Annotated in this window: 19 protein-coding genes; 12 read left to right on the top strand and 7 right to left on the bottom strand. The window is 57.8% G+C overall.

Going from position 1 to position 17,963, the window contains the following annotated elements:
• Positions 1-45: 45 nt before the first annotated feature.
• From prs to lolB, 3 genes are all read right to left on the bottom strand, one after another.
• Entirely contained in the window at positions 46-993 is a 948-nt protein-coding gene (prs, locus tag ACMGGX_RS00750; protein WP_003856663.1) for a ribose-phosphate diphosphokinase, read from the bottom strand.
• Between the two features lie 125 nt (positions 994-1,118).
• Positions 1,119-1,988, bottom strand: a complete 870-nt coding sequence (ispE, locus tag ACMGGX_RS00745; RefSeq protein WP_048980907.1) for a 4-(cytidine 5'-diphospho)-2-C-methyl-D-erythritol kinase — start codon at positions 1,986-1,988, stop codon at positions 1,119-1,121.
• A complete protein-coding gene (gene lolB, locus ACMGGX_RS00740) occupies positions 1,985-2,596 on the bottom strand; it encodes a lipoprotein insertase outer membrane protein LolB (RefSeq protein WP_109845046.1) in 612 nt (203 codons plus the stop codon). Before lolB ends, ispE begins: the two co-directional genes overlap by 4 nt.
• Before the next feature lie 201 nt (positions 2,597-2,797).
• On the opposite strand from lolB, the gene hemA reads away from it, so the two are divergent.
• From hemA to kdsA, 6 genes are read left to right on the top strand one after another with little or no spacing between them, the layout of a single operon-like run.
• The gene (gene hemA / locus ACMGGX_RS00735) at positions 2,798-4,054 is read left to right on the top strand and encodes a glutamyl-tRNA reductase (RefSeq protein WP_023335999.1); all 1,257 of its coding nucleotides are present in this window, start codon (positions 2,798-2,800) and stop codon (positions 4,052-4,054) included.
• A 41-nt stretch (positions 4,055-4,095) separates the two neighbouring features.
• Entirely contained in the window at positions 4,096-5,178 is a 1,083-nt protein-coding gene (prfA, locus tag ACMGGX_RS00730) for a peptide chain release factor 1 (RefSeq protein WP_021240360.1), read from the top strand.
• Positions 5,178-6,008: a peptide chain release factor N(5)-glutamine methyltransferase gene (gene prmC, locus ACMGGX_RS00725; RefSeq protein WP_420297901.1), complete on the top strand. Its 831-nt coding sequence runs from the start codon at positions 5,178-5,180 to the stop codon at positions 6,006-6,008. Before prfA ends, prmC begins: the two co-directional genes overlap by 1 nt.
• Positions 6,005-6,397: an invasion regulator SirB2 gene (gene sirB2 / locus ACMGGX_RS00720; RefSeq protein WP_420297900.1), complete on the top strand. Its 393-nt coding sequence runs from the start codon at positions 6,005-6,007 to the stop codon at positions 6,395-6,397. The genes prmC and sirB2 overlap by 4 nt, the downstream gene beginning before the upstream one ends.
• Positions 6,398-6,400: 3 nt before the next feature.
• Positions 6,401-7,210 carry an invasion regulator SirB1 gene (gene sirB1 / locus ACMGGX_RS00715; RefSeq protein ID WP_023312124.1) on the top strand — a complete coding sequence of 270 codons (810 nt, stop codon included), beginning with the start codon at positions 6,401-6,403 and terminating at the stop codon, positions 7,208-7,210.
• A gap of 36 nt (positions 7,211-7,246) precedes the next feature.
• Complete coding sequence (kdsA, locus tag ACMGGX_RS00710) at positions 7,247-8,101, top strand: 3-deoxy-8-phosphooctulonate synthase (RefSeq protein ID WP_420297899.1); 855 nt, start codon at positions 7,247-7,249, stop codon at positions 8,099-8,101.
• A 116-nt stretch (positions 8,102-8,217) separates the two neighbouring features.
• On the opposite strand, the gene chaA is transcribed toward kdsA, so the two are convergent.
• The gene (chaA, locus tag ACMGGX_RS00705; protein ID WP_023312122.1) at positions 8,218-9,318 is read right to left on the bottom strand and encodes a sodium-potassium/proton antiporter ChaA; all 1,101 of its coding nucleotides are present in this window, start codon (positions 9,316-9,318) and stop codon (positions 8,218-8,220) included.
• A 270-nt stretch (positions 9,319-9,588) separates the two neighbouring features.
• Here chaA and chaB point away from each other — a divergent pair, with 270 nt between their 5' ends.
• Both chaB and ACMGGX_RS00695 read left to right on the top strand, forming a co-directional pair.
• Positions 9,589-9,819: a putative cation transport regulator ChaB gene (gene chaB / locus ACMGGX_RS00700; protein WP_023312121.1), complete on the top strand. Its 231-nt coding sequence runs from the start codon at positions 9,589-9,591 to the stop codon at positions 9,817-9,819.
• A 302-nt stretch (positions 9,820-10,121) separates the two neighbouring features.
• Positions 10,122-10,817, top strand: a complete 696-nt coding sequence (locus tag ACMGGX_RS00695) for a gamma-glutamylcyclotransferase (RefSeq protein ID WP_420298738.1) — start codon at positions 10,122-10,124, stop codon at positions 10,815-10,817.
• Positions 10,818-10,847: 30 nt separating this feature from the next.
• Here ACMGGX_RS00695 and ACMGGX_RS00690 read toward each other — a convergent pair whose 3' ends face one another.
• From ACMGGX_RS00690 to ACMGGX_RS00680, 3 genes are all read right to left on the bottom strand, one after another.
• Positions 10,848-11,087 (bottom strand): DUF1883 domain-containing protein, encoded by a 240-nt coding sequence (locus tag ACMGGX_RS00690; protein ID WP_063440479.1) that lies wholly within the window; start codon positions 11,085-11,087, stop codon positions 10,848-10,850.
• Between the two features lie 212 nt (positions 11,088-11,299).
• Entirely contained in the window at positions 11,300-13,084 is a 1,785-nt protein-coding gene (locus tag ACMGGX_RS00685; RefSeq protein WP_348561322.1) for a methyl-accepting chemotaxis protein, read from the bottom strand.
• Between the two features lie 106 nt (positions 13,085-13,190).
• A complete protein-coding gene (locus ACMGGX_RS00680) occupies positions 13,191-13,544 on the bottom strand; it encodes a DsrE/DsrF/TusD sulfur relay family protein (RefSeq protein ID WP_420297898.1) in 354 nt (117 codons plus the stop codon).
• A 72-nt stretch (positions 13,545-13,616) separates the two neighbouring features.
• Here ACMGGX_RS00680 and nasR point away from each other — a divergent pair, with 72 nt between their 5' ends.
• The 4 genes from nasR to ACMGGX_RS00660 all read left to right on the top strand — a co-directional run bounded on the left by nasR (position 13,617) and on the right by ACMGGX_RS00660 (position 17,955).
• Complete coding sequence (nasR, locus tag ACMGGX_RS00675) at positions 13,617-14,801, top strand: nitrate regulatory protein NasR (protein ID WP_420297897.1); 1,185 nt, start codon at positions 13,617-13,619, stop codon at positions 14,799-14,801.
• Between the two features lie 227 nt (positions 14,802-15,028).
• A complete protein-coding gene (locus tag ACMGGX_RS00670; RefSeq protein ID WP_348561320.1) occupies positions 15,029-16,276 on the top strand; it encodes a CmpA/NrtA family ABC transporter substrate-binding protein in 1,248 nt (415 codons plus the stop codon).
• A gap of 2 nt (positions 16,277-16,278) precedes the next feature.
• Positions 16,279-17,157, top strand: a complete 879-nt coding sequence (gene ntrB / locus ACMGGX_RS00665; RefSeq protein WP_033145770.1) for a nitrate ABC transporter permease — start codon at positions 16,279-16,281, stop codon at positions 17,155-17,157.
• Positions 17,158-17,166: 9 nt separating this feature from the next.
• Complete coding sequence (locus ACMGGX_RS00660; RefSeq protein ID WP_121424050.1) at positions 17,167-17,955, top strand: ABC transporter ATP-binding protein; 789 nt, start codon at positions 17,167-17,169, stop codon at positions 17,953-17,955.
• The last annotated feature ends 8 nt before the right edge of the window (positions 17,956-17,963 follow it).

The following is a 17,963-nucleotide window of genomic DNA, read 5'->3' as shown; positions in this document are numbered from 1 at the left end:
GGAGACAAAAAAACCCGCCGCAGCGGGTTTTTCGGCCGTGTTCGATTAGTGTTCGAACATTGCTGAGATGGATTCTTCGTTGCTGATACGACGAATCGCTTCGGCCAGCATCCCGGACAGGGTCAACGTACGCACGTTTGGCAGTGCTTTGATCTCGTCGCTCAATGGGATGGTATCGCATACCACCACTTCGTCAATGACGGAGTTGCGCAGGTTGTTTACCGCATTACCGGAGAAGATCGGGTGAGTCGCGTAAGCGAACACGCGCTTGGCACCACGCTCTTTCAGCGCTTCAGCTGCTTTACACAGCGTACCGCCGGTATCGATCATGTCGTCAACCAGCACGCAGTCACGGCCAGCAACGTCACCGATGATGTGCATCACCTGAGAAACGTTTGCGCGCGGACGACGTTTGTCGATGATCGCCATGTCGGTATCGTTCAGCAGCTTAGCGATAGCACGGGCACGTACCACGCCGCCGATGTCCGGAGAAACCACGATTGGGTTATCCAGGTTCAGCTGCAGCATGTCTTCCAGCAGAATTGGGCTGCCAAATACGTTATCAACCGGAACGTCGAAGAAGCCCTGGATCTGCTCTGCGTGCAGGTCAACGGTCAGTACGCGGTCAACGCCGACGCTGGACAGGAAGTCAGCGACAACTTTAGCGGTAATTGGCACACGCGCGGAACGGACGCGACGGTCCTGACGGGCATAGCCGAAGTAAGGGATTACAGCAGTGATACGGCCTGCGGAAGCGCGACGCAGGGCGTCGACCATAACAACCAATTCCATCAGGTTGTCGTTCGTTGGAGCACAGGTGGACTGGATGATGAAAATATCACCACCGCGTACATTTTCGTTAATTTGTACGCTGACTTCGCCGTCGCTAAAGCGACCTACGGCGGCGTCGCCGAGGGAGGTGTACAGGCGGTTGGCAATACGTTGTGCTAGTTCCGGGGTGGCGTTACCAGCAAAAAGCTTCATATCAGGCACGAGAAGAACCTCAGGCATGCGTCCAGTGGTGGATAGCGTTCGCCGCAAACTGTGCGGGCCAGGCGAAGGCTATCCAGGCGGTGTATTAAAGAGCGCGATGCAACGTCTGGAACAGGGTGACGTTGTCACCGAAACTCAGTCTGCGCCAGAATGGTCTGCTGTAGGGGGGAGGTGTTCATCCCACGTGCTACAAAACCATGCAGCCAAACCGGCGCTTGCTCAAGCACCTGACGAGCGGCGGATTCGGTGTCAAATTCAGCAAAGACACAGGCCCCTGTACCAGTCAGGCGCGACGGCGCGTATTCTAACAGCCAGGAAAGCACCGCATCAACCTCGCGAAAACGTTTTCTTGCGATATCCTCGCAATCGTTGCTGAATTCACAATTTAATAACGTTTCTATTGACCGAACCGGGGTATTCCTTTTCAGGTCAGGATCTTTAAAGATGACCGGGGTCGGAATGCTCACGCCAGGGTGGGCAACCAGATACCACTTCTCCGGCGGTTCAGCCGGGGAGAGAATCTCACCCACGCCTTCAGCAAAGGCCGCATGACCGCGCACAAACACCGGGACATCCGCCCCCAGAGTCAGGCCCAGGGCTGCCAGTTCGTCCTTCGACAGCCCGCAGCCCCAGAGGTGGTTCAGCGCAACCAGCACGGTGGCGGCGTTGGATGATCCACCGCCCAGACCGCCGCCCATCGGCAGGCGTTTCTCGATACGGATATCCGCACCGCTTCCCGCGGGCAGACGGCCCGATTCCGCCGCGGCTTTCATCAGCAGACGCGCGGCGCGCACGATCAGGTTGTCCTCATGCGCCACGCCGTCGACCGGCGTTAGCAGGCAAATCTGCCCGTCCTGGCGCAGTTCAATAGAGATCGTGTCGCCATAGTCAATAAACTGAAACAGCGTCTGCAGGGTGTGATAACCGTCAGCACGCTGGCCGGTGATGTATAAAAACAGGTTCAGCTTTGCCGGAGAGGGCCAGTGGGTCATCATTTAACGATCCAGTTGTCCATTTTCAGCTTGATACGCTGGCTGCCCTGGGTCAGTTCCATGTTTGATGGCAGCGACGGTTTACTCTTGCTGTCATAGGCGCTGTACACCACTTTCCAGGTTTTGCCGTTCTGCGTGTAGTTCACCTGGCTCAGACGGTACTGGTCGTCAAGGGTGTAGTCAGTTGCCTCACCCGGCAGGCCAAGGATCCACTGGCGCAGGCTGTTGAGCGGGATAGGCATCCCGGTCAGCTTGCCAATCATCTCTTCGGCATCGGTCGCGGTATAGTGCTGGCCTTTGTTATCGGTGATCTGCGCTTCGCCCGGCTTGGCGATAAGCTCCAGCTCGGTGCTGCCCAGCGGGTTCAGCAGCAGCAGGCGGTAGTTGTCCTGCCCCGTCTGCTGCCAGAAGAAGCGGGCATAAACCTTTTGTTCGTCAGAGAGATAAGCGAAAGCGCCGCGGGTCTGGTACTGGTTCAAATTACGGACGTCCTGCTGGTGCTGACGCCACTGCGGTGAATCAGGGCTTTTGCCCGGGCCTTTTGGTTGGGTGACGGAACACGCGGTCAGAACCAGTGCTGCCAGCGGCAGCAGGCGAATCAGTCGGGTCATAATGAGGACAAATCCTTGAGATACGTTGCAGTTATAACTGTTAATGCTAGCGTCGAAGGGGGCTACCGTCTACGTTCAAATTATCTCAAAGGGTTGTGTAACCTATTACTCCGAAAGGGGGCAGTCCCTTTTATTGATCTCGCGCATCCTGTATGATGCGTTCTGCTAACCTTATTAACGCTGGTACTACTCCCGCTCAACATGACCCTATTAGCACTCGGCATCAACCACAAAACGGCTCCGGTTTCGCTGCGAGAACGCGTGACGTTTTCGCCGGACACGCTTGACCTGGCGCTGGACAGCCTGCTTGCACAGCCTATGGTGCAGGGTGGCGTGGTGCTCTCGACGTGCAACCGTACCGAGCTGTATTTAAGCGTGGAAGAGCAGGACAACCTGCACGAAGCGCTGATCCGCTGGCTATGCGACTACCACAATCTCAATGAAGACGAGCTGCGCAACAGCCTGTACTGGCATCAGGACAATGATGCGGTCAGCCATCTGATGCGCGTCGCCAGCGGGCTGGATTCGCTGGTGCTGGGCGAGCCGCAAATTCTGGGGCAGGTGAAAAAAGCGTTTGCGGATTCGCAAAAAGGGCATCTGAAGGCCAGCGAGCTGGAGCGCATGTTCCAGAAGTCGTTCTCCGTGGCGAAGCGTGTGCGAACCGAAACCGACATTGGTGCCAGTGCGGTTTCTGTTGCTTTCGCGGCCTGCACCCTTGCACGCCAAATCTTTGAATCCCTGTCTACCGTCACCGTGATGCTGGTGGGCGCGGGCGAAACCATCGAACTTGTGGCGCGCCATCTGCGCGAGCATAAAGTGAAAAAGATGATTATCGCAAACCGCACCCGCGAACGCGCGCAGGTGCTGGCGGATGAAGTGGGTGCAGAGGTGGTTGCCCTGAGCGACATCGATGAACGCCTGAAAGAGGCGGACATTATTATCAGCTCAACCGCCAGCCCGCTGCCGATTATCGGAAAAGGGATGGTGGAGCGTGCGCTGAAGTCCCGCCGTAATCAGCCGATGCTGCTGGTGGATATCGCCGTCCCGCGCGATGTTGAGCCGGAAGTGGGCAAGCTGCCTAACGCCTATCTCTACAGCGTGGATGACCTGCAAAGCATCATTTCGCACAACCTTGCCCAGCGTAAAGCGGCGGCGGTTCAGGCGGAAACCATCGTCGAGCAGGAAACCAGTGAGTTTATGGCCTGGCTGCGCGCGCAAAGCGTCAGCGAGACCATCCGCGAGTACCGCGGGCAGGCGGAGCAGGTGCGTGATGACCTGACTGCCAAAGCGTTAGCAGCTCTTGAACAGGGCGGCGACGCAAATGCGATTATGCAGGATCTGGCGTGGAAACTGACCAACCGCCTGATCCATGCACCAACCAAATCTCTTCAGCAGGCTGCCCGTGACGGGGATGATGAACGCCTGACTATTCTGCGCAACAGCCTCGGGCTGGAATAGCGCCCTATACCCATTTTCTAAGACAAGGTGCACTTACGCCTATGAAGCCTTCTATCGTCGCTAAACTGGAAGCTCTGCACGAGCGCCATGAAGAAGTACAGGCGCTGCTCGGGGATGCCGGGACCATTGCGGACCAGGAACGTTTTCGCGCGCTCTCGCGTGAATACGCGCAGTTAAGTGATGTTTCTAAATGCTTTACCGACTGGCGACAGGTTCAGGAAGATATCGAAACCGCGCAGATGATGCTCGACGATCCTGAAATGCGCGAGATGGCGCAGGAAGAGTTGCAGGATGCGAAAGCGCGTTCTGAAGAGATGGAGCAGCAGCTTCAGGTGCTTCTGCTGCCGAAAGATCCGGACGATGAGCGTAACGCGTTTGTGGAAGTGCGCGCCGGTACCGGCGGTGACGAAGCGGCGCTGTTTGCCGGGGATCTGTTCCGCATGTACAGCCGCTACGCCGAATCGCGTCGCTGGCGCGTGGAGATCATGAGCGCCAACGAAGGCGAACATGGTGGCTACAAAGAGGTTATCGCCAAGATCAGCGGCGACGGCGTGTACGGTCGTCTCAAGTTTGAATCCGGCGGTCACCGCGTGCAGCGCGTGCCGGCCACCGAATCTCAGGGCCGCATTCACACCTCCGCCTGTACGGTTGCGGTGATGCCGGAGCTGCCGGAAGCTGAACTGCCGGATATCAATCCGGCGGACCTGCGTATTGATACGTTCCGCTCCTCTGGCGCGGGCGGTCAGCACGTTAACACCACTGATTCCGCCATCCGTATTACTCACCTGCCGACCGGCATCGTCGTCGAATGTCAGGACGAGCGTTCACAGCACAAAAACAAAGCCAAAGCGTTGTCCGTGCTGGGCGCGCGTATCCACGCAGCCGAAATGGCGAAACGCCAGCAGGCGGAAGCGTCTACGCGCCGTAACCTGCTGGGCAGCGGCGATCGCAGCGACCGTAACCGCACCTATAACTTCCCGCAGGGCCGCGTAACCGACCACCGCATCAACCTGACGCTGTACCGTCTGGACGAGGTGATGGAAGGGAAGCTGGATATGCTGATTGAGCCTATCGTGCAGGAATACCAGGCCGACCAGCTGGCGGCGCTGTCCGAGCAGGAATAATGGATTTTCAGCACTGGTTACGTGAGGCGGCCGGTGAGCTTTCAGGAAGCGAAAGCCCGAAACGCGACGCCGAAATTTTGCTTGAGCATGTGACGGGTAAAGCCCGCACGTATCTGCTGGCTTTTGGCGAAACCGAACTGACCGCGGAACAGGAAGCGCAGCTCGCCGCGCTGCTTGCCCGCCGTAAAACCGGCGAGCCGGTGGCGCACCTTGTCGGTGAGCGTGAGTTCTGGTCGTTACCGCTGTACGTCTCGGCGGCGACGCTGATCCCGCGTCCGGACACCGAGTGTCTGGTGGAGCAGGCGCTGGCGCGTTTACCGGCGGCGGCCTGCAGCATTCTCGATCTCGGTACCGGCACCGGGGCTATCGCGCTGGCGCTCGCCACCGAGCGGCCCGACTGCGCGGTGACGGCGGTGGACGTAATGCCCGATGCGCTGGCGCTGGCGCAGCGTAACGTGGAACGTCTCGGGCTCAGCAACGTGACGGTTCTGCAAAGCAGCTGGTTTGCCGCGCTGGAGAATCGTTCATTTGCGATGGTTGTCAGCAATCCTCCCTACATCGACGAACATGACCCGCACCTTGCGCAGGGAGACGTGCGCTTCGAACCGCTGACGGCGCTCGTGGCCGGCAACGCGGGATTAGCCGATCTCGATCACATTGTGACAACGTCACGAAAACATTTGCTTTCCGGCGGCTGGCTGCTCGTGGAACATGGCTGGACGCAGGGAGAGGCCGTTCGGGCACTGTTTACGCAAGCAGGTTACGCCGCTGTCGAAACCTGCCGCGACTACGGCGGCAACGAACGCCTGACGCTGGGGCAGTGGCTATGAGCCTGTTTACCGTGCTCATTACCGTCCACCTCATTTCCGTTGCGCTGACCGTCAGCTTTTTCATCGTCCGTTACTGGTGGCGCTACAGCAACAATCCGCTGACGGATGCCCGCTGGGTGCGTATCGGGCCGCACTGCATCGACACGCTATTGCTCCTTTCCGGTGCCGGGCTCATGTGGAAGACCGGCTATCTGCCATTTACTGATAAAGGTGCATGGCTGACTGAAAAGCTGTTTGGCGTTATCATCTACATCGTTTTGGGTTTTATCGCGCTTGGGCGTCGTCGTCCGCGCAGCCAGCAGGTCGGGTTTATCGCCTTTCTGCTGGGTCTGGTGGTGCTGTACATCATCATTAAACTCGCCACCACAAGAATACCGTTACTGGGGTAAGTCATGAGGTCCTTAGCCGATTTCGAATTTAATAAAGTGCCGCTTTGCGATGGCATGATCCTGATTTCTGAGATGATTCGCGACGATTTTACGTCGCAGTTTGTCTACGATGAGCTGGAGAATCTGGTCAGCCTGGCGCGTGAAGAGATTAATCAGGCTCGCCCGCAAGACTGGCAATTAGAGAAGCTGCTGGAGCTTTTCTACGGCGAATGGGGTTTCTGCGACACGCGGGGCGTGTATCGCCTGTCTGACGCGTTATGGCTGGACCAGGTCTTAAAAAATCGTCAGGGCAGCGCCGTGGCGCTGGGTTCTATTTTGCTGTGGGTCGCGCACCGTCTGGATATTCCGCTGGTCCCGGTCATTTTCCCGACGCAGATGATCCTGCGCGCTGAGTGGCTGGACGGTGAAATGTGGCTCATTAATCCCTTCAACGGTGACACGCTGGATGAACATACGCTGGACGTGTGGCTGAAAGGCAATATCAGCCCGGTGGCTGAACTCTTCAACGAAGATCTCGACGAGGCGGATAACGCAGAGGTCATTCGCAAGCTGCTGGATACGCTGAAGTCTGCGTTAATGGAAGAGCGTCAGATGGAGCTGGCGTTGCGCGCCAGCGAAGTGCTGCTGCAGTTCAACCCGGAAGACCCGTACGAAATTCGCGATCGCGGGTTGATCTATGCCCAGCTCGACTGTGAACACGTGGCGCTGAATGATTTGAATTATTTCGTTGAACAGTGTCCGGAAGACCCCATTAGCGAAATGATTCGTGCGCAGATCAACGCGATCTCGCACAAACAAATTACACTGCATTAATCTTAATTCCGATTCACACCTGAATAAGGCGATCCTATGAAACAAAAAGTGGTTAGCATTGGTGATATCAAGGTAGCAAACGACCTGCCGTTCGTACTGTTTGGCGGCATGAACGTGCTGGAATCCCGCGATCTCGCCATGCGTATCTGCGAACACTACGTGACCGTGACCCAGAAGCTGGGCATCCCGTACGTGTTTAAGGCCTCTTTTGACAAAGCCAACCGCTCCTCCATCAACTCTTACCGTGGCCCGGGCCTGGAAGAGGGAATGAAAATTTTCCAGGAGCTGAAGCAGACTTTTGGCGTGAAAGTGATCACCGACGTGCATGAAGCCTCACAGGCGCAGCCGGTGGCAGACGTGGTGGATGTGATTCAGCTCCCGGCGTTCCTCGCTCGCCAGACCGACCTGGTCGCGGCGATGGCGAAAACCGGCGCCGTGATTAACGTGAAAAAACCACAGTTCGTCAGCCCTGGTCAGATGGGTAACATCGTCGATAAATTTATCGAAGGCGGCAACGATCGGGTCATCCTGTGTGACCGTGGCGCAAACTTCGGTTACGACAACCTGGTTGTCGACATGCTGGGCTTCAGCGTGATGAAAAATGTCTCCGGCCAGTCTCCGGTGATTTTTGACGTGACCCACGCCCTGCAGTGCCGCGACCCGTTCGGCGCCGCGTCCGGCGGCCGTCGTGCCCAGGTGACCGAGCTGGCGCGCGCCGGCATGGCAACCGGTCTGGCCGGCCTGTTCATTGAAGCGCACCCGGATCCGGCTAACGCGAAATGCGACGGCCCATCCGCGCTGCCGCTGGACAAGCTGGAGCCGTTCCTGAAGCAGATCAAAGCGATTGACGATCTGGTGAAGAGCTTCGACGAGCTGGATACCAGCAACTAATAAAAAAACCCGCTTCGGCGGGTTTTTTTATGGGGCATATTGCCGGGTGGCGCTGCGCTTACCCGGCCTACAAAACCCGTAGGCCCTGCAAGCGAAGCGCCGCTGGGCAAAAAAGACTACGCAAATATCGTCATCAGATACGCAATAAATAAGGCCATATGCGCCGCGCCGTTCAGCACGTTGGTGCGCCCTGTTGAGAACGAAATCTGGCACAGCAGCAACGAGGCGACCATCACAATCATCTCCGGCGCACCCAGCGCAAACTGCAGCTCGTTGCCCGTCATAAAGGCAATCAGCGTCACCACCGGTACGGTAAGTGAAATCGTCGCCAGTACGGAGCCGAAGAACAGGTTCATTGCGCGCTGTACCTGATTATTCAACACCGCTTTCAGCGCGCCCAGCCCTTCAGGGGACAGGATCAGCAGCGCCACCAGGAAGCCGGTAAACGCCACCGGCGCGTTCAGCTCGGTTAACAGCGTCTCCAGCGGGTTAGCGTTCATCTTGGTGACGGCAATCACCGCAATCAGATGCACGATCAGCCAAACCGTATGCCACGCGCTGCTGTGGGCCGACGGCTTGCCGTGGTGCGGGTCATCATCGTCACCGTCGTCTTCATGCTCGTACACAAACAGGCTCTGGTGCGTTTTGGTCTGAATCAGCAGGAACACGCCGTACATGGCGGCGGAAATCAGTGCGACCAGCAGCGCCTGCCCGGTGGAAAAATTTGCGCCCGGCAGCGCCATCGGGAAGACCAGCACGATAATCGCCAGCGGGAAGAGGGCGATCAAATACTGTTTAATGCCGAACAGGTTCATATACTGGGTCGCAAATTTGCGCCCGCCCAGCAGCAGAGAGAAGCCCACCAGGCCGCCCGTCACTATCATAATGATCGAGTAAAGCGTGTCGCGCATCAGCGTCGGCGCGGCATCGCCGGTCGCCATGAGCGCGGAAATCAGGCTGACTTCGAGAATAACGACGGAAAGGCTGAGAATTAACGATCCGTACGGCTCGCCCAGACGGTGGGCCAGGACGTCCGCATGGCGAACAACGCTAAACGCGCTGGTTAAGATGCCGACCAGGGCAAGAATATTGATACCAACCACCACTGGCAGTGACTGACTGCTTCCCCAGAAGAGCAGCACAGCCAGTGCCAGAACCGGGAAAATGAGTGACGTCTCCTTGTGGCGGGTCTTTACCGCCTCGTGTGTTGCTGTCATGTGCTTCTCCATCAATGCAGGTGCTTGTAATTATAGATAGATTTTTGAGGTCATTAAATTAACAGATCTCTGATAAATACCCTTTATTTTTTACTTAATTTTACCCTTTGTCATTATTTTCATTTCTGATGTCTGTAATGCAGTGTTTCTGTTGAATACTCATTAAATAACAGTGAATTAAAAATATAATGTACTAATAAATTATTGCCGGGTGGCACCATGGCGTATCGTCGTCCACACTTATCTCTTTAACCAAAAGAGAGGTTAGTGATGCCCTATAAAGCGAAACGCGAATTACCGGATAACGTACAAAACGTGCTGCCCGCCCACGCGCAGGATATCTACAAAGAGGCGTTCAACAGTGCCTGGGATCAGTACAAAGACAAGGACGATCGCCGGGATGATGCCAGCCGTGAAGAGACGGCCCACAAAGTCGCCTGGGCCGCAGTAAAACATGAATATGAGAAAGGAGACGACGATAAATGGCATAAAAAGAAATAGCCGTGAAATGATTCGCTGCCTTCATTTTGACTTTTCAGGCGGTTGAACTTCCGTTGTATTGCAACTGGTCCGCTAATTGCTTATCGTTATTCGACTGCTGGCAAAATGACCAGCACATATACCCGTCATACTTCAAGTTGCAGATGCGTTGGCTGCGCTCGTTCACCCCAGTCACTTACTTATGTAAGCTCCTGGGGATTCGCTCTCTTGCCGCCTTCCTGCAACTCGAATTATTTAGGGTAAAATGCCGGGAAGGCGAATTACAGATGTCGCAAGGAAGCATGCAGTGGCGGAGGTGGAAAGTGTTAACGCGTGATTTCTTAATGAAGGCAGATTGTAAGACGGCATTTGGTGCTATTGAGGAATCGCTTCTCTGGTCAGCTGAACAACGTGCAGCGTCACTCGCTGCCACGCTTGCCTGCCGCCCGGATGATGGCCCGGTATGGATTTTTGGCTACGGCTCCCTGATGTGGAACCCGGCTCTGGAATTTGTCGAATCGGCAACGGGAACGCTGCCTGGCTGGCATCGCGCATTTTGCCTGCGCCTGACGGCCGGACGCGGCAGCGCGTGCCAGCCCGGGCGCATGCTTGCACTGAAAGAGGGCGGGCGCACCACGGGCGTGGCGTATCGCCTGCCGGATGCAACGCTGGAAGAGGAGCTCACGCTGCTCTGGAAGCGCGAGATGATCACCGGCTGCTATATGCCGAGCTGGTGCAAGCTGGAACTGGACGACGGACGCACCGTCAACGCGCTGGTGTTTATTATGGATCCGCGCCATCCGCTGTATGAGGCGGATACCCGCACGCAGGTGATTGCCCCGTTGATTGCCGCCGCCAGCGGGCCGCTGGGCACTAACGCGCAGTATCTGTTCTCCCTCGATCAGGAGCTGACCCGCCTCGGCATGAAGGACGATTGTCTGAATGAGCTGGTGGTGAAGGTGAAGACGCTGCTGGAAGGGAACCCGCTCAATAGCGCGCTGCGACCGGGATTTGCCTGACAATACGCCCGGCTTGCCGGGCGTTTAAACTTATGCTGCTACGTAGCTGACGGAATGCTCCAGCGACTGGCTGTGGCTATCGATCAGCACATCCCACGTGCCGGTATACGGCACGGTAAGCCAGGCCTTGTCGTCCTGCACGGTGAGAATATCCGCATGGGACTGTTTTTGTGCTTTCGAACTCATCAGATGAATACGACAGCGTTCTGAGCAACGCACCACTACCGTATCCCCGCCAAACAGTTTCAAACTTGTTTTTACCAGTGCCATTTTTTTACCCCGTAGACTTAAACAACGCTCTCCCTGCTGCCATATCCGAGCGTGATGTTGTTCACAATTCACTCATGGCATAACACCAAAGGGGAGGGGGCGGGATGCTGATTTTGATCAAAAAATGGCATAACGATTAAACAAAAATGACAAAATTCCTCAAAATTTAGGCTGGCGCGCGTTTTACCCGCTAAACGCGCGCCGGAAGAAGATTAAATGCGGAAATGCCCGGCTGTTTCAGCAAGGTCGCCCGCCTGGCTCTGCAGGGCACCCGCGGCGGCGGCGGATTCCACCACCAGCTCGGCGTTCTGCTGAACCATTCTGTCGAGATGGGTCACCGCGTGGTTGATCTCATGAATCCCTTTCATCTGCTCGCTGGTGGCGATGGAGATTTCGCGCATGATGCCAGAGACGCTGCCTATGCTGGAGCGGATCTCATCCATGCTTTCCCCCGCCAGATGTACGTAGCGGGAGCCGGTTGCCACGCTGTCGGTGGTGGAATCAATCAGGGATTTGATCTCTTTCGCCGCCTGAGCGCTACGGCTCGCCAGGTTACGCACTTCGCCTGCTACGACGGCAAACCCGCGTCCCTGCTCACCCGCACGCGCCGCTTCGACGGAGGCGTTCAGCGCCAGAATGTTGGTCTGGAAAGCAATGCCGTCAATCACGCTGGTGATATCGCCAATTTTTGCCGACGCGACTTCAATGGACTGCATGGTGCTGATCGCCTGCGAGACCACCTCGCCGCCGCGTGCCGCGGCCGCTGAGGCCTTGCTAGCCTGATCGTTCGCTTCTGCCGCCGATTCATTCGACTGCGTCACGGAGGCGGTGATCTGCTCCACGGCGCTGGCCGTCTCGCGCAGGCTGGATGCCGCCTGCTCGGTACGTCCGGAAAGATCCTGGTTACCTGCGGCAATCTCCTGCGCGGCGTTTTTTACCGATTCGCTGGCGTCACGGAGCTGCACCATCACTACCGACAGCTTATCGCTGAAGGCGTTAAAGGCCTGGGCAATTTGCGCGACCTCATCCTCGCCGTTGTCCGGCAGGCGCTGGGACAGATCGTTAGTACCGTTAGCAATGCTGTGCATCGCGTCGCGAATGTCGGACAAACGCTTGAGCAGGCGGGCAATCAGGAAATGCACAATCGCCGCGCTCAGGAGTGCCAGGATAACCAGCGAAACCCCCGAGGCTTTAAGCAGGGAACGCATGCCGGAGGTGGCGTCACCGCTGTCGAGCGCGACGACTAAGAGCCAGTTTGTGCCCGGCACGGCTGTCGCCACGAAGGTTTTTTCAGCGTCGTTCAGCGTTCCGTCGACGGGGTTACCGCTTTTCAGCGCAGCAAAATCAATGCCCTTGATCGTCTCACCAAACGGTTTCAGCGTGAGGGCAGGATCGTTAGCGGCAATCACGCTGCCGTCACTGTTCAGAAGCAACCCGCTGCTGGCCGGGGTTGGATGGATCCCGCGCACGTTAGCCACCACGCTGTCCATCGCTACATCGCCCGCCACGACCGCTTTGAGCGTGCCATTTTCTTTCACCGGCACCGCAAAGGTTACCACCAGCTTACCGGTCCCCGCGTCAACGTAGGGCGCGGTGACAACCGGACCGTCCGTGCTGACCACCTGCTGATACCACGGGCGAATGGTCGGGTCATAGTCCGCCGGAACGCCCGCCGGTTCAGAGAATTTCGCCGTTTTGCTGGCGTAGCCAACATAGACGTTGGTGAATCCACCCGCCTGCGCAAGCTGTTTAAACACCGGAACCGGGTCGTCATTCAGCGCAACGGTCTGCGCGGAGGCGATCACCGTCATCTTGCTTTTTACCCAGTCGGCAATCGCCATGTTATGGCTGGCGCTGGTGCTGGTCAGGATATCGCGCTGGGACTGCTGGTTATCCTGGCGCGTGACCTGGAAGTTAATGACGGTATTAAGGAGAAGGGCGACGACCAGACAGCCTGCCGTCGCCGCGATGATGCGTGCACGAATCGATCTGAACATAAGTGAAATACCTGCTGTGTTGTTTCCATGCCTATCGGCAACCCCGCAGGTAAACTTGATGCTGAAACCGCGTCCATAAGAAAATAATATTTTTACGGGTTTATTATTAAAAAGTTAATACTTTATCGGCGGACAGCGTCCACTCGGCCAGCTCAACCAGCGTACCAATTTCTACGCCATCAATAAGCGGCAGACCGGTAATGCCGCGGCCGTCGGTGCAGGTCTTGCACAGCTTCACCGGCACGTTTTGCGCGGTGAGGATCTCCAGCATCTGCTGAATGTTATACCCCTCTGTCGGTTTTTGACCTTTCAGCCCCGCAGTGACCGCGTCCGACATTAAAAAGAGTCGTAACGCCAGGTCACTCTCTTTTTCACGCAGCGCAATCGCCAGGCGCAGGCTGTTGAAAAGGGATTCGCTGCCGTAAGCCGCACCGTTGGCGACGATCACAATCTTTTGCATGTTGACTCCTGTTCTTATAAAGGCACGAATATTGCTTAGCTTTCCTGAGTTTCGCTGTTCTGGAGAGTAAGCATGACATTAATGGCTGGCATTTCGCCAGGCGCTGCCGAATGGCTCGAGCGCGCAAGGATGATGCGCCGGGAGCAGCTCAGCAAGCTGGCACAGCTTGGCGTGCTTGTGCACGGCATTAGCCAACTGGTGCATATGTTACAGTGCGAGCGTGGGGCGTCCAACGTCTGGCTCTGCTCACAGGGTAAGCTCTACGCCCCCGAATGCAAAGCCAGCCGGGCGCTGGTGGATGAAAATCTCGCAGCCCTTTACGGCATTCTTGAAACACAGTCGCCGATCCCGGGAAGTACCGTCTGTGAACGTATCGGCGGCGCGCTTCAGAGTCTGGATACGCTTCCCGCGCTGCGTGACGGTGTGATTCAGCAAACGGTAACGGCACCGCAGGCGATGGAACACTACTCCCGCATGCTTCGCCATCTGCTCAGTATCGTGCCGCAGCTCAATGACAGCATTGACGATCCGCAAATCGCCGGGCGTTTTGTTGCCCTTTATAGCCTGATGCAGGGGAAAGAGCTGGCGGGACAGGAGCGGGCCCTGGGGGCGATTGGCTTCACGCAGGGCTTTTTCGATGATGTGACTCGCCAGAGGCTGGTTGACCGCATCGACGGGCAGCAGGCCTGCTTTGAAATTTTTCTCTCACACAGCTCCGCTGACGTCCAGACCACCTTTTCTCTGCACTGCCAGCCCGATCGTGAAACGGAGCAGCTCCGGCGCGTAGCCTGTACTCGCCAGCCTGCCGCGGATGATGGCCTTACCGCTCTGGCCTGGTTTGCTCTGCAAACCGCGCGCCTTGAGCATCTGCGTTCGCTGGAGGAGACGCTCATCGCCGATCTGATGACGGCGGTGGACGAGCGTATTTACCGTAACGATGAGTACGTGCCTCCCGCGGATGAGCATGACGACCCGCTGATACAGTATCCGGAAAAACCGTTGCTCACCCTGGTGCGCCAGCAGGCACGCGAGATAGAACAGCTCTCGCGCAAGCTAGCATCGCTGCGCGATACGCTTGAAGAGCGCAAAGTCATTGATAAAGCGAAAAGCGTGCTGATGACCCATCAGAATATGAGTGAGGAACAGGCCTGGACGGCGCTGCGCAAAATGGCGATGGACAAGAACCAAAGGATGGTGGATATCGCCCGCGCGCTGCTGATGGTGAAGAATTTATGGCAGGTAACACCAAAGGAGTAGCTGCACGGTCAGTGGGCATTTTGTGCCTGATTAAGGTGCGTAGAGGCGAGGGGAATTCGGTTAGCACCCCGGAAACTGCGGGTTAAAACCTGGCATTCACTTTGCATTATCGGATTAACCATTTTTGACGATGCGCCAACGGCGGCGCATGCGTCTTCGGGATAAAGGCGTCCACTGGTGCTTCGGCATCGTGGGCGCTTTTTTTTGGTTTTTTTTCAGGAGTGGTCATGGCGGATTTGTCGAGACGGCGTTTTTTGCAGGCCAGCGTGCTGGCGAGTGGCGCAATGCTGTTACCGGGTATCATGCAGGCCGCATGGGCGGCAGGCTCGGATAAACCGGAGCAGGAAACGGTGCGCATCGGGTTTATCCCGCTGACCGACTGCGCCCCGGTGGTTATCGCGGCGCTGAAAGGCTTTGATAAAAAATACGGTATTACCATCGTGCCCACCAAAGAGGCGAGCTGGGCGGCGGTGCGCGACAAGCTGGTGGCGGGCGAACTCGATGCCGCGCACATTCTCTACGGCCTGCTGTACGGCCTGGAGCTGGGCATCGCCGGTAAGCCGCAGCAGATGGCGAACCTAATGACGCTCAATCAGAACGGCCAGGCGATTACGCTTTCCAGCGATCTGGCGGAGAAGGGCGTACGAGACCTTGACGGGCTGAAAAAGCTCATTGGGCAGCAGGCGCCCGGCACCTACACCTTCGCGCACACCTTCCCGACCGGGACGCACGCCATGTGGCTCTACTACTGGCTGGCCAGCGCGGGCATTAACCCCTTTGACGACGTGCGCACGGTGGTGGTGCCGCCGCCGCAGATGGTGATGAACATGCGCATTGGCAACATGGTTGGCTTTTGCGTCGGCGAGCCGTGGAACGCGCGAGCCATCAACGACCGCATCGGTTTTACCGCCGCCACGTCGCAGTCTATCTGGGCCGATCATCCGGAAAAAATCCTCGGCACGCGCCGCGACTGGGTGGAGAAAAACCCGCACACCGCGCGGGCGCTGGTGAGCGCCGTGATGGAGGCCGCGCGCTGGATCGAAGCCTCCCCGGAAAACAAACGCGAGACCGCGCAGATCCTCTCCCGCCGGGCGTGGCTCAACTGCAAGGAACAGTATCTCACCGGACGCATGCTCGGGGAGTACGACAACGGCCTGGGCCAGCGCTGGCAGGACGCGCACCCGATCCGCTTCTTCAACGAGGGGGCCGTCAGCTACCCGTATCTCTCCGACGGCATGTGGTTCTTAACCCAGTTCCGCCGCTGGGGCTTGCTCAAAGCCGCGCCGGACTACGCGGGCATCGCACAGCGCATTAACCAGACGGCGGTCTGGCAGGATGCCGCCACGGCGGTGGGGGGCATCAGCACACCGACTTCACCATTACGCAGCAGCACATTGATGGACGGCACCGTCTGGAACGGTACCGACCCGGAAGAATACGCCAGCCGTTTCGCCATTCACCGTAAAGGGGCCTGATTATGCAGCATCTGCAAAAGACGAATTCACACGAGACGCCGGAGAGTGGGGAGGTGATTGTCCTGCCTCCGGTGCAGGTTCGCCGCCGTACGCCGACGTTTGCGCGTCGGATTAACGCGATCCTCCAGCGCATCATCCCGGCGTTTCTCGGTCTGGGACTGCTGGTAGTGCTCTGGCAGCTGGCGGCGATTAACAGCAAAGGTTTCCCGACGCCGCTCAGCACGCTCGATTCCGCCATCACCCTGTTTGCCGATCCGTTTTATCGCGACGGGCCTAACGATATGGGCATCGGCTGGAACGTGCTCGCCTCATTACAGCGCGTGGCGGTGGGCTTTGGCCTGGCCGCGCTCGCCGGGATCCCGCTCGGCTTCCTGATTGGTCGCTTCACCTTTTTCTCTCGCATGTTCGGCCCGCTGATCGCGCTATTACGCCCGGTTAGCCCGCTGGCCTGGCTGCCCATCGGCCTGCTGCTGTTCCAGAAAGCGGAGCCCGCGTCGAGCTGGACCATTTTTATCTGCTCCATCTGGCCGATGGTGATCAACACCGCCGAAGGCGTGCGCCGCATTCCGCAGGACTACCTCAACGTTGCCCGGGTGCTGCAGCTTTCCGAGTGGACCATCATGCGCCGCATTCTCTTCCCGGCGGTGCTGCCCGCGGTGCTGACCGGGGTGCGTCTCTCCATCGGCATCGCCTGGCTGGTGATCGTCGCCGCCGAGATGCTCACCGGAGGTTTAGGGATCGGCTTCTGGATCTGGAACGAGTGGAACAACCTCAACGTCGAAAACATTCTCATCGCCATCGTCATCATTGGCGTGGTCGGGCTGCTGCTGGAGCAGGGGCTGATGCTGATCGCCCGTCGCTTTAGCTGGCAGGAAAAATAAGGAGCGAACATGAAACCATTAATTCAGGTCCAGGCCGTGAGCCAGCGTTTTTCCACCGCCAGCGGCGAGTTTCTGGCGCTGCAAAACGTCTCTTTTGATATCCACGAGGGCGAAACCGTCAGCCTGATTGGGCACTCCGGCTGCGGCAAATCGACGCTGCTGAACCTCATCGCCGGTATTACCCTGCCGACGGAAGGCGGGCTGATTTGCGACAACCGCGAAATTGCCGGGCCGGGTCCGGAACGTGCCGTGGTGTTTCAGAACCATTCGCTGCTGCCGTGGCTCACCTGCTTCGACAACGTGGCCCTGGCGGTCGATCACGTGTTTCGCCACAGCATGAGCAAGGTGGAACGCAGAGAGTGGATTGAGCACAACCTCGACCGCGTGCAGATGGGGCACGCCCTGCACAAGCGACCGGGGGAGATCTCCGGCGGCATGAAGCAGCGCGTCGGCATTGCCCGCGCGCTGGCGATGAAGCCGAAAGTCCTGCTGATGGATGAACCCTTCGGCGCGCTCGATGCCCTGACCCGCGCGCATCTGCAGGACTCGGTGATGCAGATCCAGCAGGCGCTGAACACCACCATCGTGCTCATTACCCACGACGTGGACGAGGCGGTGCTGCTCTCCGATCGCGTGCTGATGATGACCAACGGCCCGGCGGCCACCGTCGGGGAGATCCTGCGCGTGGACCTGCCGCGCCCGCGCAACCGGGTGCAGCTGGCCGACGACAGCCGCTATCACCACATGCGCCAGCAGATCCTCCATTTCCTCTATGAAAAGCAGCCGAAAGCGGCGTAACGAGGGGT

The sequence above is a fragment of the Enterobacter sp. BNK-29 genome, assembly GCF_048684785.1.
GTDB lineage: Bacteria > Pseudomonadota > Gammaproteobacteria > Enterobacterales > Enterobacteriaceae > Enterobacter > Enterobacter cloacae_M.
Note: the sequence above shows the minus strand (reverse complement) of the source record. Positions and strands in the feature narration are given on the sequence as shown.